Origin of the sequence: Bacillus sp. RC252 (genome assembly GCF_044909215.1) — a bacterium.
Classification (GTDB): Bacteria; Bacillota; Bacilli; order Bacillales; family Bacillaceae_G; genus Bacillus_A; species Bacillus_A mycoides.
Genome location: NZ_JBIYDV010000014.1, coordinates 48728 through 65414 on the forward strand (window position 1 = coordinate 48728; position 16687 = coordinate 65414).

15 protein-coding genes, 1 pseudogene and 1 riboswitch are annotated in these 16687 nt (G+C 31.8%); of the genes and pseudogenes, 13 read left to right on the forward strand and 3 right to left on the reverse strand.

The window, feature by feature from the left end; all coding sequences use genetic code 11:
• The first annotated feature begins 176 nt into the window (after nucleotides 1–176).
• From ABH960_RS19605 to ABH960_RS19615, 3 genes are all read left to right on the forward strand, one after another.
• On the forward strand, nucleotides 177–2303 hold the full coding sequence (locus ABH960_RS19605; protein WP_404447686.1) for a peptidoglycan D,D-transpeptidase FtsI family protein: 2127 nt from the start codon (nucleotides 177–179) through the stop codon (nucleotides 2301–2303).
• A 77-nt stretch (nucleotides 2304–2380) separates the two neighbouring features.
• Nucleotides 2381–2911, forward strand: coding sequence for a signal peptidase I (gene lepB / locus ABH960_RS19610; protein WP_113936363.1), 531 nt, complete (start codon nucleotides 2381–2383; stop codon nucleotides 2909–2911).
• A gap of 256 nt (nucleotides 2912–3167) precedes the next feature.
• Nucleotides 3168–4346: a macrolide family glycosyltransferase gene (locus ABH960_RS19615; protein ID WP_404447690.1), complete on the forward strand. Its 1179-nt coding sequence runs from the start codon at nucleotides 3168–3170 to the stop codon at nucleotides 4344–4346.
• 49 nt (nucleotides 4347–4395) lie between these two features.
• Here ABH960_RS19615 and ABH960_RS19620 read toward each other — a convergent pair whose 3' ends face one another.
• Nucleotides 4396–5079, reverse strand: a complete 684-nt coding sequence (locus ABH960_RS19620; RefSeq protein ID WP_002136616.1) for an aspartate/glutamate racemase family protein — start codon at nucleotides 5077–5079, stop codon at nucleotides 4396–4398.
• Between the two features lie 150 nt (nucleotides 5080–5229).
• A riboswitch (SAM riboswitch) is annotated at nucleotides 5230–5345 on the forward strand.
• A 139-nt stretch (nucleotides 5346–5484) separates the two neighbouring features.
• Between ABH960_RS19620 and ABH960_RS19625 the strand changes: the two genes are divergently transcribed.
• The 4 genes from ABH960_RS19625 to ABH960_RS19640 all read left to right on the forward strand — a co-directional run bounded on the left by ABH960_RS19625 (nucleotide 5485) and on the right by ABH960_RS19640 (nucleotide 8771).
• Nucleotides 5485–6033, forward strand: a complete 549-nt coding sequence (locus tag ABH960_RS19625) for an ECF-type riboflavin transporter substrate-binding protein (protein ID WP_404447693.1) — start codon at nucleotides 5485–5487, stop codon at nucleotides 6031–6033.
• Nucleotides 6034–6043: 10 nt separating this feature from the next.
• Nucleotides 6044–7744 (forward strand): ABC transporter ATP-binding protein, encoded by a 1701-nt coding sequence (locus ABH960_RS19630; RefSeq protein ID WP_404447696.1) that lies wholly within the window; start codon nucleotides 6044–6046, stop codon nucleotides 7742–7744.
• Nucleotides 7737–8537, forward strand: a complete 801-nt coding sequence (locus ABH960_RS19635; RefSeq protein ID WP_219302469.1) for an energy-coupling factor transporter transmembrane component T family protein — start codon at nucleotides 7737–7739, stop codon at nucleotides 8535–8537. Before ABH960_RS19630 ends, ABH960_RS19635 begins: the two co-directional genes overlap by 8 nt.
• Before the next feature lie 135 nt (nucleotides 8538–8672).
• Entirely contained in the window at nucleotides 8673–8771 is a 99-nt protein-coding gene (locus ABH960_RS19640; RefSeq protein ID WP_000007808.1) for a YjcZ family sporulation protein, read from the forward strand.
• A gap of 99 nt (nucleotides 8772–8870) precedes the next feature.
• Here the strand turns inward: ABH960_RS19640 and ABH960_RS19645 are convergent, their stop codons facing one another.
• Both ABH960_RS19645 and ABH960_RS19650 read right to left on the reverse strand, forming a co-directional pair.
• Nucleotides 8871–10190, reverse strand: coding sequence for a LytS/YhcK type 5TM receptor domain-containing protein (locus ABH960_RS19645; protein WP_404447700.1), 1320 nt, complete (start codon nucleotides 10188–10190; stop codon nucleotides 8871–8873).
• Nucleotides 10191–10236: 46 nt separating this feature from the next.
• Nucleotides 10237–11119: pseudogene (locus ABH960_RS19650) on the reverse strand (protein kinase family protein).
• A gap of 126 nt (nucleotides 11120–11245) precedes the next feature.
• Between ABH960_RS19650 and ABH960_RS19655 the strand changes: the two are divergent.
• From ABH960_RS19655 to ABH960_RS19680, 6 genes are all read left to right on the forward strand, one after another.
• Nucleotides 11246–11764 carry a GrpB family protein gene (locus tag ABH960_RS19655; RefSeq protein WP_404447703.1) on the forward strand — a complete coding sequence of 173 codons (519 nt, stop codon included), beginning with the start codon at nucleotides 11246–11248 and terminating at the stop codon, nucleotides 11762–11764.
• A gap of 109 nt (nucleotides 11765–11873) precedes the next feature.
• Nucleotides 11874–12404 (forward strand): hypothetical protein, encoded by a 531-nt coding sequence (locus ABH960_RS19660; RefSeq protein WP_404447705.1) that lies wholly within the window; start codon nucleotides 11874–11876, stop codon nucleotides 12402–12404.
• A 12-nt stretch (nucleotides 12405–12416) separates the two neighbouring features.
• Entirely contained in the window at nucleotides 12417–13091 is a 675-nt protein-coding gene (locus tag ABH960_RS19665; protein WP_002141982.1) for a response regulator transcription factor, read from the forward strand.
• Nucleotides 13088–14506, forward strand: a complete 1419-nt coding sequence (locus ABH960_RS19670) for an ATP-binding protein (RefSeq protein ID WP_404447708.1) — start codon at nucleotides 13088–13090, stop codon at nucleotides 14504–14506. The genes ABH960_RS19665 and ABH960_RS19670 overlap by 4 nt, the downstream gene beginning before the upstream one ends.
• A gap of 145 nt (nucleotides 14507–14651) precedes the next feature.
• Nucleotides 14652–15641: a zinc-binding dehydrogenase gene (locus ABH960_RS19675; RefSeq protein WP_404447711.1), complete on the forward strand. Its 990-nt coding sequence runs from the start codon at nucleotides 14652–14654 to the stop codon at nucleotides 15639–15641.
• A gap of 273 nt (nucleotides 15642–15914) precedes the next feature.
• Complete coding sequence (locus ABH960_RS19680) at nucleotides 15915–16514, forward strand: undecaprenyl-diphosphatase (protein WP_404447714.1); 600 nt, start codon at nucleotides 15915–15917, stop codon at nucleotides 16512–16514.
• Nucleotides 16515–16687: the final 173 nt, after the last annotated feature.

Here is a 16687-nt window from a genome sequence, read left to right on the forward strand (position 1 = left end):
TATTTTTATATTTAATTTAGTAAACTTTACCTTTTCTTTATGTTTGTTTTAATTTCTATTAAGTTTTAAACGTTATATTAATATGCGTACAAAGTAATGTATGGAAATTGTACATTATTTTTAATATAGAAAGCTTAAAATTATTAGAAATGTTGTAAGGAGGAGATTATGACAAGGTGAAAAAGAAAGAGAAAAAGAGTGGTAGAGCACTACCTATACGATTAAATATTTTATTCTTTTGTGTGTTTTTATTATTTTCTGGAATTATAATCCAGTTAGGCAAAGTACAAATTTTCGATGGAGAAACATATAAAAACGAAGTAGAAAAAAGAGAGAATGCAACTGTTAATCTTACAGTACCACGGGGCAAAATTTATGACCGTGAAGGTAATCCAGTTGTTGACAATAAGTCTTTACGTACGATTACATATACAAAGGTGAAAGGTGTAAAAGAGGAAGAAATGTTAAAAACCGCAAGACAACTTGCAGCAATAATTGAAATGCCGCAAGAAGATATTGATAAGTTAACCGAGACTGATAAGAAAGATTTTTGGATGCAATTAAATCCAAAACTTACTCAAAACTTAGTATCTAAAAAAGAAATAGATACGTTTAGGGAAAAGGATATTAATGGAAAAGATCTAGACAAAAAAATAGAAGAGTTAAAAAGAAAGCGCATCACAGATAAAAATCTTCAAGAATTAACAGCCACAGATATAGAAGTGTTAGCTATTAAAAGTAAAATGACTTCAGGTTATCAAATGGCACCTCAAATTATTAAAAAAGATGTTAGTGAAAAGGAATATACTGTGATTAGTGAAAATTTAGCAAATCTCCCAGGTGTAGACGCATCAGTTGATTGGGAAAGGCTCTATGTAAATGATGGCTTATTCCGTTCAGTTCTTGGAAATGTTTCGAATGCTAATGAAGGATTACCACGTGAACGATTAGATTATTATTTAGTGCGTGAGTATAGCCGGAATGATCGTGTTGGGAAAAGTTACATCGAACAGCAATACGAAGATGTGCTTCATGGTACGAAAAAAGAAGTAAGAAGTATTGCTGATAAACAAGGTAATACAATTAGAACGGAAACAGTTTCTGAAGGAAAAAGCGGCAAGAATTTAACTTTAACAATAGATATGGAATTACAGAAAAAAGTAGAAGAGAGCATAGAAAAAATATTAAAGGCCTATAAAGGTTCAGAATCGATGTTGGACCGTGCTTTCGTTGTAATGATAAATCCGAAAAATGGTCAAGTATTATCAATGGCAGGGAAAAAATTAGTAGAAAGAGATGGGAAAACAGAAGTTGAAGATTATGCTTTAGGTACGATGACAAGTTCATATGAGCTTGGATCAACTGTTAAAGGTGCGACAATATTGACTGGTTTTGAAACGAAAGCTATAACACCAGGTACTTATTTTTATGATGCGCCTATGAAGTTTAAAGGAACTAAGGAGAAGAAGTCTTGGAAAGAGTTTGGAAATATAGACGATTTAAGAGCGTTACAAGTTTCTTCAAACGTTTATATGTTTAATACAGCATTAAAAATTGCAGGTGTGGATTATGTGAAAAATAGCTCATTAAATATTAAACAGGAATACTTTGATAAAATGAGGTATTATTTCAGGCAATTTGGATTAGGTGTTCCAACAGGTATCGATTTACCGAATGAAACAGCTGGACAAATTGGTAAAAAAGATAACCAGCCAGGTTTCTTATTAGACTACTCAATTGGCCAGTATGACACGTATACACCGCTTCAGCTTGTACAGTATATTTCAACAATCGCAAACGGTGGATATCGAATGAAGCCACAAATTGTTCAAGAGGTTAGAGAGCAAACCGCGCAAAAAGATGAGATTGGTAAAGTGGTGCATTCAGTAGAACCAATCGTTTTAAATAAAATAGATATGAAAGAGGATTATATAAATCAAGTAAAGGAAGGATTTAGGAGAGTATTCCAAGAAGGTGATGGAACTGGAGTAAGGGCATTCCAAAAAGCACCGTATAAACCAGCGGGAAAAACAGGGACAGCACAGACAGTATACGGTGGAGAAAGTGATATTGGAAGAAATGAAAAAGGTGAGCGAAGAGAATGTTATAATTTAACGTTAGCAGGATATGCGCCATATGACGATCCAGAAGTAGCATTTTCTGTTGTTGTGCCCTGGGTTATAAATGATAAATCAGGTATTAACTCTGATATTGGAAAAGAAGTTTTAGATGCTTATTTTGATTTAAAAAATAAGCGATTAACTGGCGAAGCACCAAAAATAGATGACTCTAAAGAGAATTAAAATATACGAAACGTCTCTAGCAATTATATGAACTAGAGACGTTTTTTACATACGAATAGTTTAGAAATGAGGTATATATGAAGCAATTGATTCTAAAAGATTGGAGAAAAATATGTAGCTATATTTTAATTATAATAGGAATTATTTTTATTAATAAGTTATTTTTATTTTGTATGGTAGAAGGAATTTCGATGCAACCTACTTTGAATGAGAATAATCGCATACTAGTTAATAAGGCTAGCATCTATTTTTCTTCTTTTCATCATGGTGATGTTGTAATAATAAAAAAAGAAGACTCGCCTACATACTACGTGAAGCGAATTATTGGATTACCAGGGGATAACGTACAATTAAGAAACGATGTGTTATATATTAACGGTAAAAAGCGAGATGAGTTGTATATACAGTTAGATATGTCACAAGTATCAAATCGTTTTTCAAACTTTAGAGAAATGAAAGTTCCCTCGCATAAATTATTTGTACTAGGTGATAATCGTAATCATAGTATGGATAGTAGGAATACACTTGGACTGATCAATGAGTCACATGTAATAGGTAAAGTAAAAATGGTATATTATCCATTTGATCAAATAAAATGGTTAAAATAATTCTATTAGATATGCACGTTTTACAAAATAAATCATATATTGATAGCATAGGACAAGCAGAAAAGCTTATCCTAACCTCACAGAACACTCCTTATCACAGTTAGGCATCTACATTTTATGTAGATGCCTTTTTCAATGTCTGATAATTATTTATCAACCTAAAGTAGTAAGTATATTGGGACTATTAAGGGGAGATTGCTTGTAATAATAACAGTACGATTAATAAGAACATTGAATTGTAAGGAGTGAGAAATAAGTGATGAACATTTTAATAGTTAATTTCCCTGCAGAGGGACATGTAAATCCTACATTAAGTTTAGTAAAGGCCTTTACTGAAAGAGGTGATAACGTACACTATATTACAACGGAAAGCTTTAAGGAAAGGCTTGAAGTTTTGGGAGCCATTGTACATACTCATCCGGATTTATTAAAGGAGATTTCTATTGATAATGAAACTTCATATGGATTAAAATCTTTCTTTCATGTACATGTTCAAACTTCTTTATACATATTAGAAATTACGAAACGATTATGTAAAAGCATTAATTTTGATTTCGTAGTTTATGATATATTTGGTGCTGGAGAGTTAGTAAAGGAATATTTACAAGTTCCAGGCATAGTTTCCTCTCCTATATTTTTAATTCCACCAGTATTATTGGAAACCTTGCCTTTTCATCCAAATGCAGAAATACAATTCCAACCCGATGAACTCTCTGAAAAGTTACTGTATCAAATGGAACATGAATTTGGAGTAAAGCCCAAAAATAATCTTCAATTTATGCATAATAAGGGAGATATTAGTCTCGTGTATACAAGTCGTTATTTTCAACCTAATAGCGATTCGTTCGGAGAAGACAATGTTTTTATTGGACCGAGTATTATAAAGCGCAAAACAAATGTAAAGTTTCCACTTGAATTGCTTTCAAAAAAGAAAGTTATTTATATTTCAATGGGAACACTTCTCGAAGGGCTCGAACCATTTTTTAATACTTGTATTGATGCTTTTTCAAATTTCGAAGGGATTGTAGTAATGGCGATTGGTGATAGAAATGATATTTCAAAAATTAAGCAAGCGCCAGACAACTTTATTATAACCCCTTACGTACCTCAATCAGAAATATTAAGTGAAGCAGATGTTTTTATTACACATGGTGGAATGAATAGTGTGCACGATGCAATCCATTATAATGTCCCATTTGTGATAATACCGCATGATAAAGATCAACCTATGATAGCGCAAAGATTAACTGAGCTTGAGGCAGCACATAGATTATTGAAAGAGCATGTTAATGTGCAAACTTTAAAAAAGGCGGTAACAGACGTTCTTTCAAATGAAAAGTATAAACATGGCATTCGAAAACTGAATGAAAGTTTTTTAGGGTGTGGTGGTTCCAAAAGAGCCATTGCAGTTATTGATGCTCTTTTAAATAAATAGTTCGGACAATATAAAAGCATAGAGGCTCTACCTGTATGCTTTTATATTATTATCCAGCAAATTGTACAGCAGTATTTGCATGTAAATAAGCAGTATCAAAAACAGGAACAGTAAGGTCATTTTGGGAAATAAGCAATGGTATTTCCGTACAGCCTAGTAATATTCCTTCCGCACCATTTTGAATTAATGAATTGGTAATTTGTATTAGTTTTTCTTTTGATGTTTCTGAAATAATTCCTCTACTTAATTCATTTAATATGACGTGATGGATAAAAGTTCTTTCTTCGTCATTTGGGATAATTGTCTCAATGTTATATTTTGCTAGTCGTGATGTATAAAAATCTTGTTCCATCGTTTGTTTCGTTCCTAATAATCCGATCCGTTTTATATTCTGTTCTACCATTTCTTTAGCACTTACATCACCGATATGAAGAAGTGGGATTGATATTGCTTGTTCTACTTCCTCAGCAAATAGATGTACAGTATTAGAACACATTAGTAAACATTCAGCTCCTGAGTTTTCTACCTTTTTTGCTACCGTGACTAATTCATTTTTCACTTCTTCATATTGATGGTTTTGCAATAATGTAGTTACCTCCCCAAAGTCCATGCTATATAAAACAAGCTTCGCATTTTGATCATATTGAGAGAGAGTTAGTGTATTAATATGTTTATAATATAACGATGTTGATTCCCAACTTAGTCCGCCAATTAAGCCAATTACTTTCATCATGCATTCCTCCCGTAACAATTTTGAATTTATTATTTCATAATTCCGATAAGAATACAATGATTTAAATGAACTATTTATCGAAAAATAAAAATAGCAAGAAAAGTATTGAAATTATTTATTGTTAGTGCCATAATACAGATTACAACTACATACTTATCCAGAGAGGTAGAGGGAACGGCCCTATGAAACCTCAGCAACCCCTATGTAATTACATAGGAAGGTGCTAATTCCGCAGAGGACACTATGTGTCTTTTGAAAGATAAGGGGATTCTTGTACGTGAAAGAAAATGACCTCTTATTTAAGAGGTCATTTTTTGTTGTATAGAAAGGAAGTGTCGATGCATAATTCATTTTCAAAATAAATATAGAGTATTAAAAGTTGAATAATACGAGAGGGGAATTGTAATGAACAAATTAACGACAAAGCTAGTAGTAGCTATTGGAATTGGAGCAGCTTTATACGGGGTATTAGGGCTTTGGGGATTTTCTATCGCACCGAATACATTTATTAAACCCGCATTGGCTATTTTAACAGTTTTTGGAGCGTTATTTGGCCCAGTAACAGGACTTTTAATAGGACTCATCGGTCATACCGTTACAGATACGATCGCTGGATGGGGTATTTGGTGGGGATGGGTTATTAGTTCAGGTATTATTGGTTTAGCAATGGGACTCATACAAAAAAGAGTTGGTTTTAGTGTAAAACATGGAACGTATAATAACCGTGATATTTCTTATTTTGCAATTGCAGGGTTAATTGGTATTGTCATAGCTATTATATTTGCTGGAGCATTCGATATTATTGTGATGGGAGAACCGTTTGACAAAATAGTTATACAAGTACTAGGCGCAACAATTGCAGACGTTATCGTATTTTTAGTTCTTGGCTTACCAATCACGATCGGTCTAGCGAAATCAAATAAGAAACATACACATTTAAAAATTGAAAAGTAGGGATGAATACATGCAACCAATTATTTCTTTTGAACAATTTACCTTTCAATATAGGCATACCACGCAGCCTACTTTAAAAGATATTACATTTCAAATATATCCTGGGGAAAAGGTACTTATCGCTGGACGAAGTGGTTCAGGTAAGTCAACATTAGCTCATTGTATAAATGGGCTAATCCCATTTTCTTACGAAGGGATAAGTACCGGTAACATTTTAATAGCTGGAAAGGATCCGAGAAAAGGTAGTGTTTTTGAACAGAGTAAACACGTAGGGACAATATTACAAGATCAAGATGCACAATTTATAGGCCTTACTGTCGAAGAGGATGTAGCATTTGCATTAGAAAACGATTGTGTAAATCAAATAGAAATGAGAAAGATTGTTACGGATTCTTTAAAAAAGGTAAGCATGCAGGACTTTCATACACAAAGTCCACATGAATTATCAGGAGGTCAAAAACAGACAGTCTCTCTTGCAGGTCTGCTAACGACAAATGCAGATATATTATTATTTGATGAACCGTTAGCTAATTTGGATCCTGCATGTAGTTTGAATACAATAGAACTCATTAAAAATATACATGAGAAATATAATAAAACAATTGTAATTATTGAACATCGAATAGAAGAAATTTTAAACCTTGATTTAGATAAAATTATTTTAATAGATGAGGGAGAAGTTATTGCCGTTGGTTCACCGGATAGTATTTTAAATTCTAATATATTACCAAATATCGGACTAAGAGAACCTATTTATATAGAGGCGCTAAAGAAATTAAATTTTGATAGTAATAATGTTAGGGTATTTCCAATTGAAAATCTTCGTAATGCAGGCGTTCATATCCTATTAAAGAACTGGATGCATAAGCAAGTTTCATCAAAAAACAAATATATTAAAAAAGCTTTATGCAAGATAGAAAATTTATCATTTACGTACAATAACAAACATACAGCCTTAGAAGATATCAACCTTTCAATAGGAGAGGGAGAAATAGTAGCGTTATTGGGTCATAATGGAGCAGGGAAATCGACATTAGCTCATACTCTTATAGGAATAAATAAAACAAAGAATGGGAGAATAACATTCGATGGAGAAAATATAAATTGTTGGTCTATTCGTAAACGCGGGGAAGTTATTTCTTATGTTATGCAAAACCCAAATCAAATGATTACACAGCCTACTGTTTTAGAAGAGGTTTCATATTCATTAAAATTAAAAAAAGTTTCTAAAGATGAAATTGAGACAAGAGTCGAAAAAGCTTTAAGAATTTGTGGATTATATCCATTTCGTAACTGGCCAATTCAGGCATTAAGCTATGGACAAAAAAAGAGGCTTACTATTGCATCTGTACTTATAACAAACCCAAAACTTATTGTATTAGATGAACCGACAGCTGGACAAGATTATTACCATTACAAACAGTTTATGTCGTTTATTAGAAAACTGGCTGAAAGGGGCATATCCTTTATTATTATCACACACGATATGAATCTTGCTTTAGAATATGCAGATCGAGCGGTAGTTCTGCATGAAGGGAAAATTATTGCGGACAATACTGTATCTGCTGTTTTAGGGGATCAAGGAACGTTACAAAGAGCTAATCTACGGGAGATTTCATTAATAAAACTAGCTAAATTAAGCGGAATTCCAACTCCAGAAACATTTGTGAAACTTTATATTGAAGCTAATAGGAGGGAGGAATATGCATAATACGTATTTTTATCGTATGGATGGTGCAATTAAATTATCTTTATTTATATTTTGTATGACACTTACTTTTTTATTTTTTGATTTTCGTATATTGCTAATTTTATTTATTGTTGGATGTATCGGCCTCTTAATTGCAAAAATTCAATTGCGTAAAATTATAGTTATTTTCAGCGTTATATTTACATTTAGTTTATTAAATTCCGTTATGATTCTTTTCATTACGCCCACCCATGGATCGGAATTAACGGGATCGTATACCTCTTTTTTTTATATAGGTTATGCAACAATTACATATGAAACTTTATTTTATGCAGCTACACTTTCATTGAAATATTTTACGTTATTACCATTTACACTTCTTTTTATTTATACAACTCATCCAAGTGAATTTGTGAGCAGCTTAAATAAATTTGCTGTTCCTTATAAAATTACATATGCAATAAATATTGCACTGCGTTATATACCAAGCATTCAATCTGAATATATAATCATTAGACACGCGCAGGAAGCAAGAGGCGTACCTTTTGAAAAAGGAGAAGCGAGCTTGTGGATTCGTATGAAAAACCGTGTTTTAATTTTTTGGCCACTTATTATTCATTCATTAGAAAGGATTGATACTGTTTCAAATGCAATGGATTTAAGAGGTTTTGGAAAAAATGATAAACGAACGTGGTACTATGCAAAAGACGCACAAAAGGAGGATTACATCACACTTTTTGTTGGTATTATCATTTTGATTATTGCAGTTTACTTAAAGCTGAATGTATTCCAAAGCTTCTGGTACCCATTTTAAAGCACTCTCAATAGAGTGCTTTTACTAATTTTTATGAAGACATGCTCAAAAAAGGGAGATATACATACTGTATAATACGAACCAGTTAAAATGATCAACTACCTATTAGTTTTCAAACCAAAAGGAGGAGAAAATATGAGTTTCGGCGGTTCTTGTGGTTTTGGTGGAGGTTTCGCTTTATTAGTTGTGTTATTTATTTTATTAATTATTGTTGGATGTAGTTGTTGGAGCTAAGGGTACTAATTTCTAATTAGTCTCTTCTAAATGTAAATTAAAAAAACATAGCAGATACTTTTTGTATCGAAATAAAAAAGGAGCCATTATGCTCCTTTTTTATTTAGTATGCAATGTGCTCTCATTATTATATTTTGGGAATGTAATAGTTAAAGTAGTTCCTTTATTAACGATACTTCGGATTTTTAAACTGCCTCGCATCGTTTCAATAATTTTAACAGCAACCATCGTTCCTAAACCCGTACCTTTCGTTTTTGTACTAAAATATGGTTCGCCAAATCGATTAATTTGCTCTTGCGACATTCCAACTCCACTATCTTGAATCCTTATTATGACCTTATTATTGCTAACAGTTGCAGAAATAATTAGATTACCGCCACATGGCATTGCTTCTATACTGTTTTTTATTAAATTTAAAAAACATTGATGGAAGTGCTGTGTATTACCAATAATTGTTCCCTCTGAGAATTCTTTTGTAATATTAATATTATTCATGTTACAAAAAGGCAACATCATATTAATAACTCGATTTAACTCGTGCTCCACTGAAATATGATCTAGTTTTTCTGAAGCTGGTTTGGCAAAAGTTAAGTAATCATCAATAATTGCTTGTGCACGATTTAACTCTTCAAGAATATGTTCAATATACTCATCTTTGGATTGTTGAGTTATATTGGGTGTTTTTAAAAGTTGTGTAAATCCTTTTACAACAGTCAATGGATTCCTTACTTCATGTGAAATACTTGCAGCGAGTTGGCTGACAATCTCCATTTTTTCAACTTTTATTAATTTTGATCGCATAAATATTGCATCTTTTAAAACCTCATTAAAATAGACCATAAATAATATTAAAATAGTTGGTAATAGAATGAAATAAATAATGTACAAATTATTCACTTCAAAATCTGATAGAGTTAAAACAATTACTGTTGTAAATATTGCAAGGAAAAAAGTTAAAAACATAGATGAAGTTACTTTTATTTTCCTATTGTATGTATTAAATTTTGATGATGCGAATGCTGTAATGATTAACATCGTTCCATAAACAATGATTGTTAACAGGCTAAAACCATAAAACATAAAACGTATTATTAATAAAATCATGAGTAATGCAATACCGACTGGAAATCCACCATAAAGTGTACCAATTAAAAAGGGGATTTGTCTTAAATCATGAATATAATTTTCATCCATATAGATGGGATACCGCATACATAAAATTAGTGGGATACTCGTACAAAGAATGATAAGTAGTTTCTTATATTTCTTCCCGAAGTACCCACTATCATAAATAAAATAAAAAACAAATATACTGCTTAAAATATAAAGAAGATTATTTAAAACATTTTGATTAATGTAAACAAAGTTCATAATACATGCCCCGTTATCCTGAATTTCAATCCCATATGTATTATACATTATAAAAGTGCAAGTTTTACATGTACTTTTACAATGTATGTAGTTTTTATAGATTTTCAGTGTTATAGGCTTTTAACCATGCATTATTAAACTCTTCCATTGACGCATAGCGCTCACTACGATTTTCATTTACAGCACGGTATGCTACTTCATATAAGCCTTCACTAGCTTCCCATTTCAATAAAGGAACGATCTTGCCCGCCACCTAGTAGTGCAAAAGCTATAGCCCCCATATTAAATACGTTTGTTTGTCCGTCTATTATAGAGTTAAGTTGAAACTCTTCAGGTGACATAAAACGAGATGACCCCCACATTCGTCCCATTTTATTTACATACGGTTTGTTACTGTATAAATCAATATCACAAATTTTTATTTCATTAGTTTTAAAGTTGTACAAAATACTACCGTCATAAAAATCAATAGCTACATAGTTTTTGTGTTCAACGTAAGTATGGAAATTAAAAATAGAATTTAATGAAACTAGCCTATTTTTAACGGATAATTTTTTATATTTATAAAATGGTGAGTTAGGATTAGTATATTTTGCTGGGGGAGGGAAACTCCAGTGCGAGTGAAGACATTCACCGTCAAACCAATCAAAAATTAAAACATATCCATGTTGTACAGGGTAGTGATCAATTAAACTTATAAGAGAAACGTGTTTTAATTCATTGTATATAGTAACTGAGCTTTTTAATCTTTGTATAGCTTCATTTGTAGAAGCATTATATGAGAGTGTTTGTGCCCCTGCATATTTTATAAAGTTCTTTTTCCCATTCTTTTCAACACCAAAACTTATATTACCGGAATCTTGTTGGTCAAAAACCGCAAATACTGTACCTAGTTTTGTAAGCCAATCAAAATTATGATGTTTTTTTAGTTGGAATGTTATAGTATCTAACTGAATTTTAACTGGAATATCTTTCATAATTCACCTCAAATTTAATATAATTAAGTTGTCCATTACAGTATTCGACATATTTTGTGAAATCCCTATATTTATAAATTTGAATTTTATAAATATAATAATATATAGTTATAAGGAGGAAAGCAAATGGATGGAAAAATCATAATTAAACCGTACCAACAATATTGGCATACAGAGTTTTTAAATGAAAAAAATAAAATTGTGCCGTTACTCCATGAAGAAATTATTGCTATTGAACATATCGGAAGCACAGCCGTAGAAGGGTTAGGGGCTAAACCTCTTATTGATATGATGATCGGCGTAACAAATTTACAAATTACCGGGAATTGGAGGGAAGCCCTAGAAGAAATTGGCTATGAACATGTTCCTAAAAAAACACCTAATTGGCGTTTTTTTAGAAAAGGTAAATGGAGAGCTGGTACCCACCATTTACATATTTATATTTATAATAGCGAGGAATGGAGGAACAACCTTTTATTTCGAGACTTTCTAATAAATCATGAGTGGGCACGTGAAGAATATAGAGTATTAAAAGAGATGCTTGCTGCTACCTATCCTTTTGATCGTGTTTCATATACAAATGCAAAAGCACCGTTTATTTGCAACATATTAGAATTGGCCAAAAAAGAGATAAATAAAATATAAGTAGTTTGCAGATTCTCATTTTATTTTAATCTTTCTCTCATGTTATTCTCTCTTTTACTTGATACACTGCTGATTATAGAGCTTTTGAGTCAAAAGGAGATTATATAAAATGGAGAAAATACTTAGAAATAAATATTTCCATATATATGTTAAAATAATTGGTATTACTATTATTGTTTGTAGTGTAGAATTGCTATTTATTAATGTTTTGTACGGGAATGAATTAAATGTACAATGGCTAAATAAGAAATTAGGTTCTTTAGGTGAATACGGGGTAATTATAGCTGCATCATTATGGTCCTTACGTCATATATGGTTATTTTTAAAGAAGAAACATATTCACGGATTTAAAATAATTAAAGAGCTATATCTTTTTATAAAACATTTTCACGTATTAATTGGATACGCTGTAATAGCCGTTTCGACTACTCACGGTATTTACTTTTTAATAAAAGGAAGTCGGCATATTATGCTAGTATACAGTGGTATATTTTCTCTTTTAACCTTAATAACATTAGGGGTTGCGGGATTTGTTTTACAGAAATCTAATCAGAAAACAAAATTGAAGATGTATCGAAAAGCACATCAAATTATTGCAGTCATATTCGGAATAGGATTGCTTATTCATTTAATCGTATAGGAGGAAGTATCGTTGCAACATATACTAATTATTGAGGATGAGGAAAGCTTAGCAGATTTTTTAGAATTAGAATTAAAGTATGAAGGATATATAGTAGATATACAACTTGATGGAAGAAAGGGATTAGAAGCAGCACTTGAAAAGAATTACGATCTCATATTACTTGATTTAATGTTACCGGGATTAAACGGACTGGAAGTATGTCGTCGACTAAGAGCAACTAAAAGTACACCTATTATTATGTTGACTGCTCGTGATAGTATTATGGACCGTGTGACAGGGTTAGATAGTGGAGCTGATGATTATCTTCCAAAACCGTTTGCAATTGAAGAACTTTTAGCACGTATGAGAGTGATTTTTAGGAGAGAAGAAAATACAGAGCAAAAGCACGCATCTTTTCTTTCGTTTAAAGATCTACAGCTTCAGATTGAATCTCGAACTATAACTAAAGGAAATGAAGAAATCGAACTTACAAATAAAGAATTCGAGCTACTGCTTATGTTTATGAAAAATATTAATCGAGTTCTTACCCGTGATATTCTACTGGACCAAGTATGGGGATATGATGCAATGGTTGAGACAAATATAGTCGATGTGTATGTTCGTTATTTACGTAATAAGTTACATAGTTTAGATAAGGAGGAGTATATCCAAACAGTCCGCGGTGCTGGATATATAATGAAATGATAAAAAACATTGTGTACCGAATTCGAAATTTACCTATAAAGTGGAAATTAACACTTTGGTCCACTACACTAGTATTCATTTTGTTTATTTTGTATAGCACGTTACAATTCATTGTAATTAATAAGTGGACTATAGATTATGAACAGAAACAAATAAACAGACAATTGACAGAAATAGCGGCATATTTTCAAGATAAAAACGAAACGCTCTCGAGCAAAACATTTGAAAACAGTAATGAATTTCTTAACAACATGATTGATAAACATCAAATGATTCGTATTATCGGAAATGATGGAAAACCCATTGTTACTGTTTCGCGAGATTTTAATGAATCGTGGATAGAACCAAAAAATGTTACACAAGATGAATCATTTATAAAAAGACATATAGAAGATCGAATATTAGTTGAGCGCATACCAATTCAAACAAAAAAATTCACGGGAACTATTGAACTTACGAAAAACTTAGAGACATTTGATCATTTATTAAAAATTATCTTAGTGGTAATGGTCTTTGCAGGGGTATGTGGATTAGTGTTTAGTTTTTTAGGCGGAATACTTATAACGAAAAAGCTTTTATCAAGTGTCCAAAACATAACGGATACGATGAAGCGTATTAAGAAAAACGGACTAAATGAAAGAGTTCCAGTACGAGAAAATAATGATGAACTCGCAAAATTATCGATTCTTTTTAATGAAATGATGGATGAAGTAGAAACTTCTTTTACACAGCAAAAACAGTTTGTAGAAGACGCATCGCATGAATTAAGAACACCATTAACAATTATTCAAGGGCACTTATCAATGCTGAATCGATGGGGAAAAAATGATTCAGCAGTATTGGATAAATCTCTTCAATCCAGTCTAAAAGAAGTAGATCGATTAAATAAATTAGTTTCAGAACTGCTAGAGCTATCAAGAGCCGAATCAGAACAGATGCATCCTATAGCAGTCGAACGAGTCCATGTTAATAGCGTATTAAAACAAGTTACACAAAACTTTGCAATACTGCAAACGGACTTTAAATTTGATATGAAATTGGATGCAGATGATGCATATGTTTCAATGCCATCATCTTACTTAGAACAAATTATTATTATTGTAATGGATAATGCAGTGAAATATACAAAAGAAGCTAATAAGTATATTTGTATTGAATCAAGTATACAGTCGGGGGAAATTAATATTCGCATAATAGATCATGGAGCGGGAATACCTGAATCGGATTTACCATTTGTTCTTAACCGTTTTTATAGAGTCGATAAAGCGAGAAGCCGAAAACAAGGTGGCAATGGGCTAGGTCTATCTATTGCAAAACGGCTTGTAGAAAAATATAGCGGAACTATTCAATTAGAGAGTAAAGAAAACGAAGGAACAATTGTTACAATTACATTTCCTGATACTACACATGAATAGCTAAAGGTAAAAAATTCTTTTTGAAAATACTCTTTAAAAGGAGGAATACATTTTGTATTTCCTCCTTTTTTGATGCTTAGTAATCAAATTATTTTATTTATTTCGATATTTAAAGTACATTGAAAGGATTAAGGGGGAATAATTAATGAAAGCTATTGTACATCAACATAAAAAAGGATTAGAAGGTTTAGAATATAAATTATCACCGGAGATAACTCCTAATGTGGGGGAAGTTAAAGTGAAATTAAGAGCAGCAGGTTTAAATCATCGTGATTTATTTATAATGAATAATAGAAAAGAAATGGAACTACCATTAGTTTTAGGGTCAGATGGTGCAGGTATTGTTATAGAACTAGGAGAAGGAGTTTCAAATATTTCACTACATACCGAGGTTATTATTAACCCTAGTATTGGATGGAATAATACTCATGAAATACCAGAGTTACCTGAAGTACTAGGTGGACCAGCCGATGGAACGTTTGCTGAATATGTTATTGTACCAGCAGAAAATGTAGTGGAAAAGCCATCATATCTTATGTGGGAAGAATCTGGCGTTTTATCTTTATCGGCATTAACTGCATATAGAGCGCTTTTTACAAAAGGTAGATTAAAACCTGAAGAACATGTCCTAATTCCGGGAATCGGCGGTGGTGTAGCTACTTATGCTATGTTATTTGCTAAAGCAATTGGAGCAAAGGTGAGTGTTACTTCAAGGATAGAGGACAAAAGAAAGGCTGCTGAAAAATATGGAGCAGACTTTTCTTTTAATAGTTCTGGTAATTGGGACGAGTGCCTACATGGAGAAAAAGTGGATTTAATTATAGATAGTATAGGTCCGGCGACTTTCTTAAAATATTTTGATATATTAAAACCAAATGGAAGAATCGTTAACTTTGGTGCAAGTTCAGGAGATAAAATCGAATTACCGTTACGAGCATTATTTTATAATCAAATCGATATTATGGGAACATCAATGGGGAGCAGTGAAGAGTTTAATGCGATGATTCATTTTATAGAGGAACATAATATTAAACCAATCATTGATAAAGTATATCCATTAGAAGAAGCAATTCAAGCTTTAAATCGAATGCAGCAAGGAGAACAATTCGGTAATATTGCCCTTCGTATGGAATAAAAATATGATTTCAGAGAAATTATATTTAAATGAACATGTTAAGTATTATATTCATGCATAAAGTGTTTACCATACTATTTAAAATGTTTTACAAGCTGTATACATACTTAGCTCTTGTAAATAGTTACACGATTGTCAAATGAATAGTAATAAAATGAGAATTAGATGAGAAAAGTTTAAGCCCATTTTCATATTGATGTTGTATACTGTGTAAATCAAGAACACTTGTATCTTTATTTAAAGTACAATGAGTAATAATAAGGAGAGAGTAATATGAATTACACAGTATTTCAATGGATTAATAACTTTGCTGGATCATCCAAGCTATTAGATACGCTAATGATCGCTATTACAAATAGTGTTCCATATGTAGCTATTCTATTCATGCTTATCCTATGGTTCAATAATGGAAAGAAAGAGAATGCAATTAGAAAACAATATACAGTGTTATATACGACACTTTCAGTTAGTATTGCATTATTAGTAAATGTTCTTATACATGCGGTATATTACCATCCGCGTCCTTTTATAACACATCATGTAAATCAATTAGTACCGCATGCAGCAGATTCATCATTTGTAAGTGATCATTCTGTACTCGTATTTTCGATTGCTTTCGTATTTATTCTAAGAGGAGAAAAACTTAAATATATCGCGTTAATATGGGCAATATTAGTCGGTGTATCACGCATGTACGTAGGCGTTCATTATCCTCTAGATATACTTGGTGCTGCGTTCTTAACATTTATTACAAGTGGATTAGTGATGCAAAGCGCACGTATATTTGAACCGTTAGCAAGTTTTATTTTCAAAATGTATGCACTAGTAGCAAAACGAGTTCCTTTTTTAGCGAAATATAACCACAGAGCGTAAACTTAAGAACCTACCAAAAAGTAGGTTCTTTTTATTTGAAGATTCGAAAAATTTCACTCACCGTATTTTATATTTAAAAACATAAACGATCAGAAACAAATAGCAACTTAGATTGTTTTCTTATCGTTTTAGAGGAATTCACTGAAAAAACTACGAAAAATATAGTATCTAAA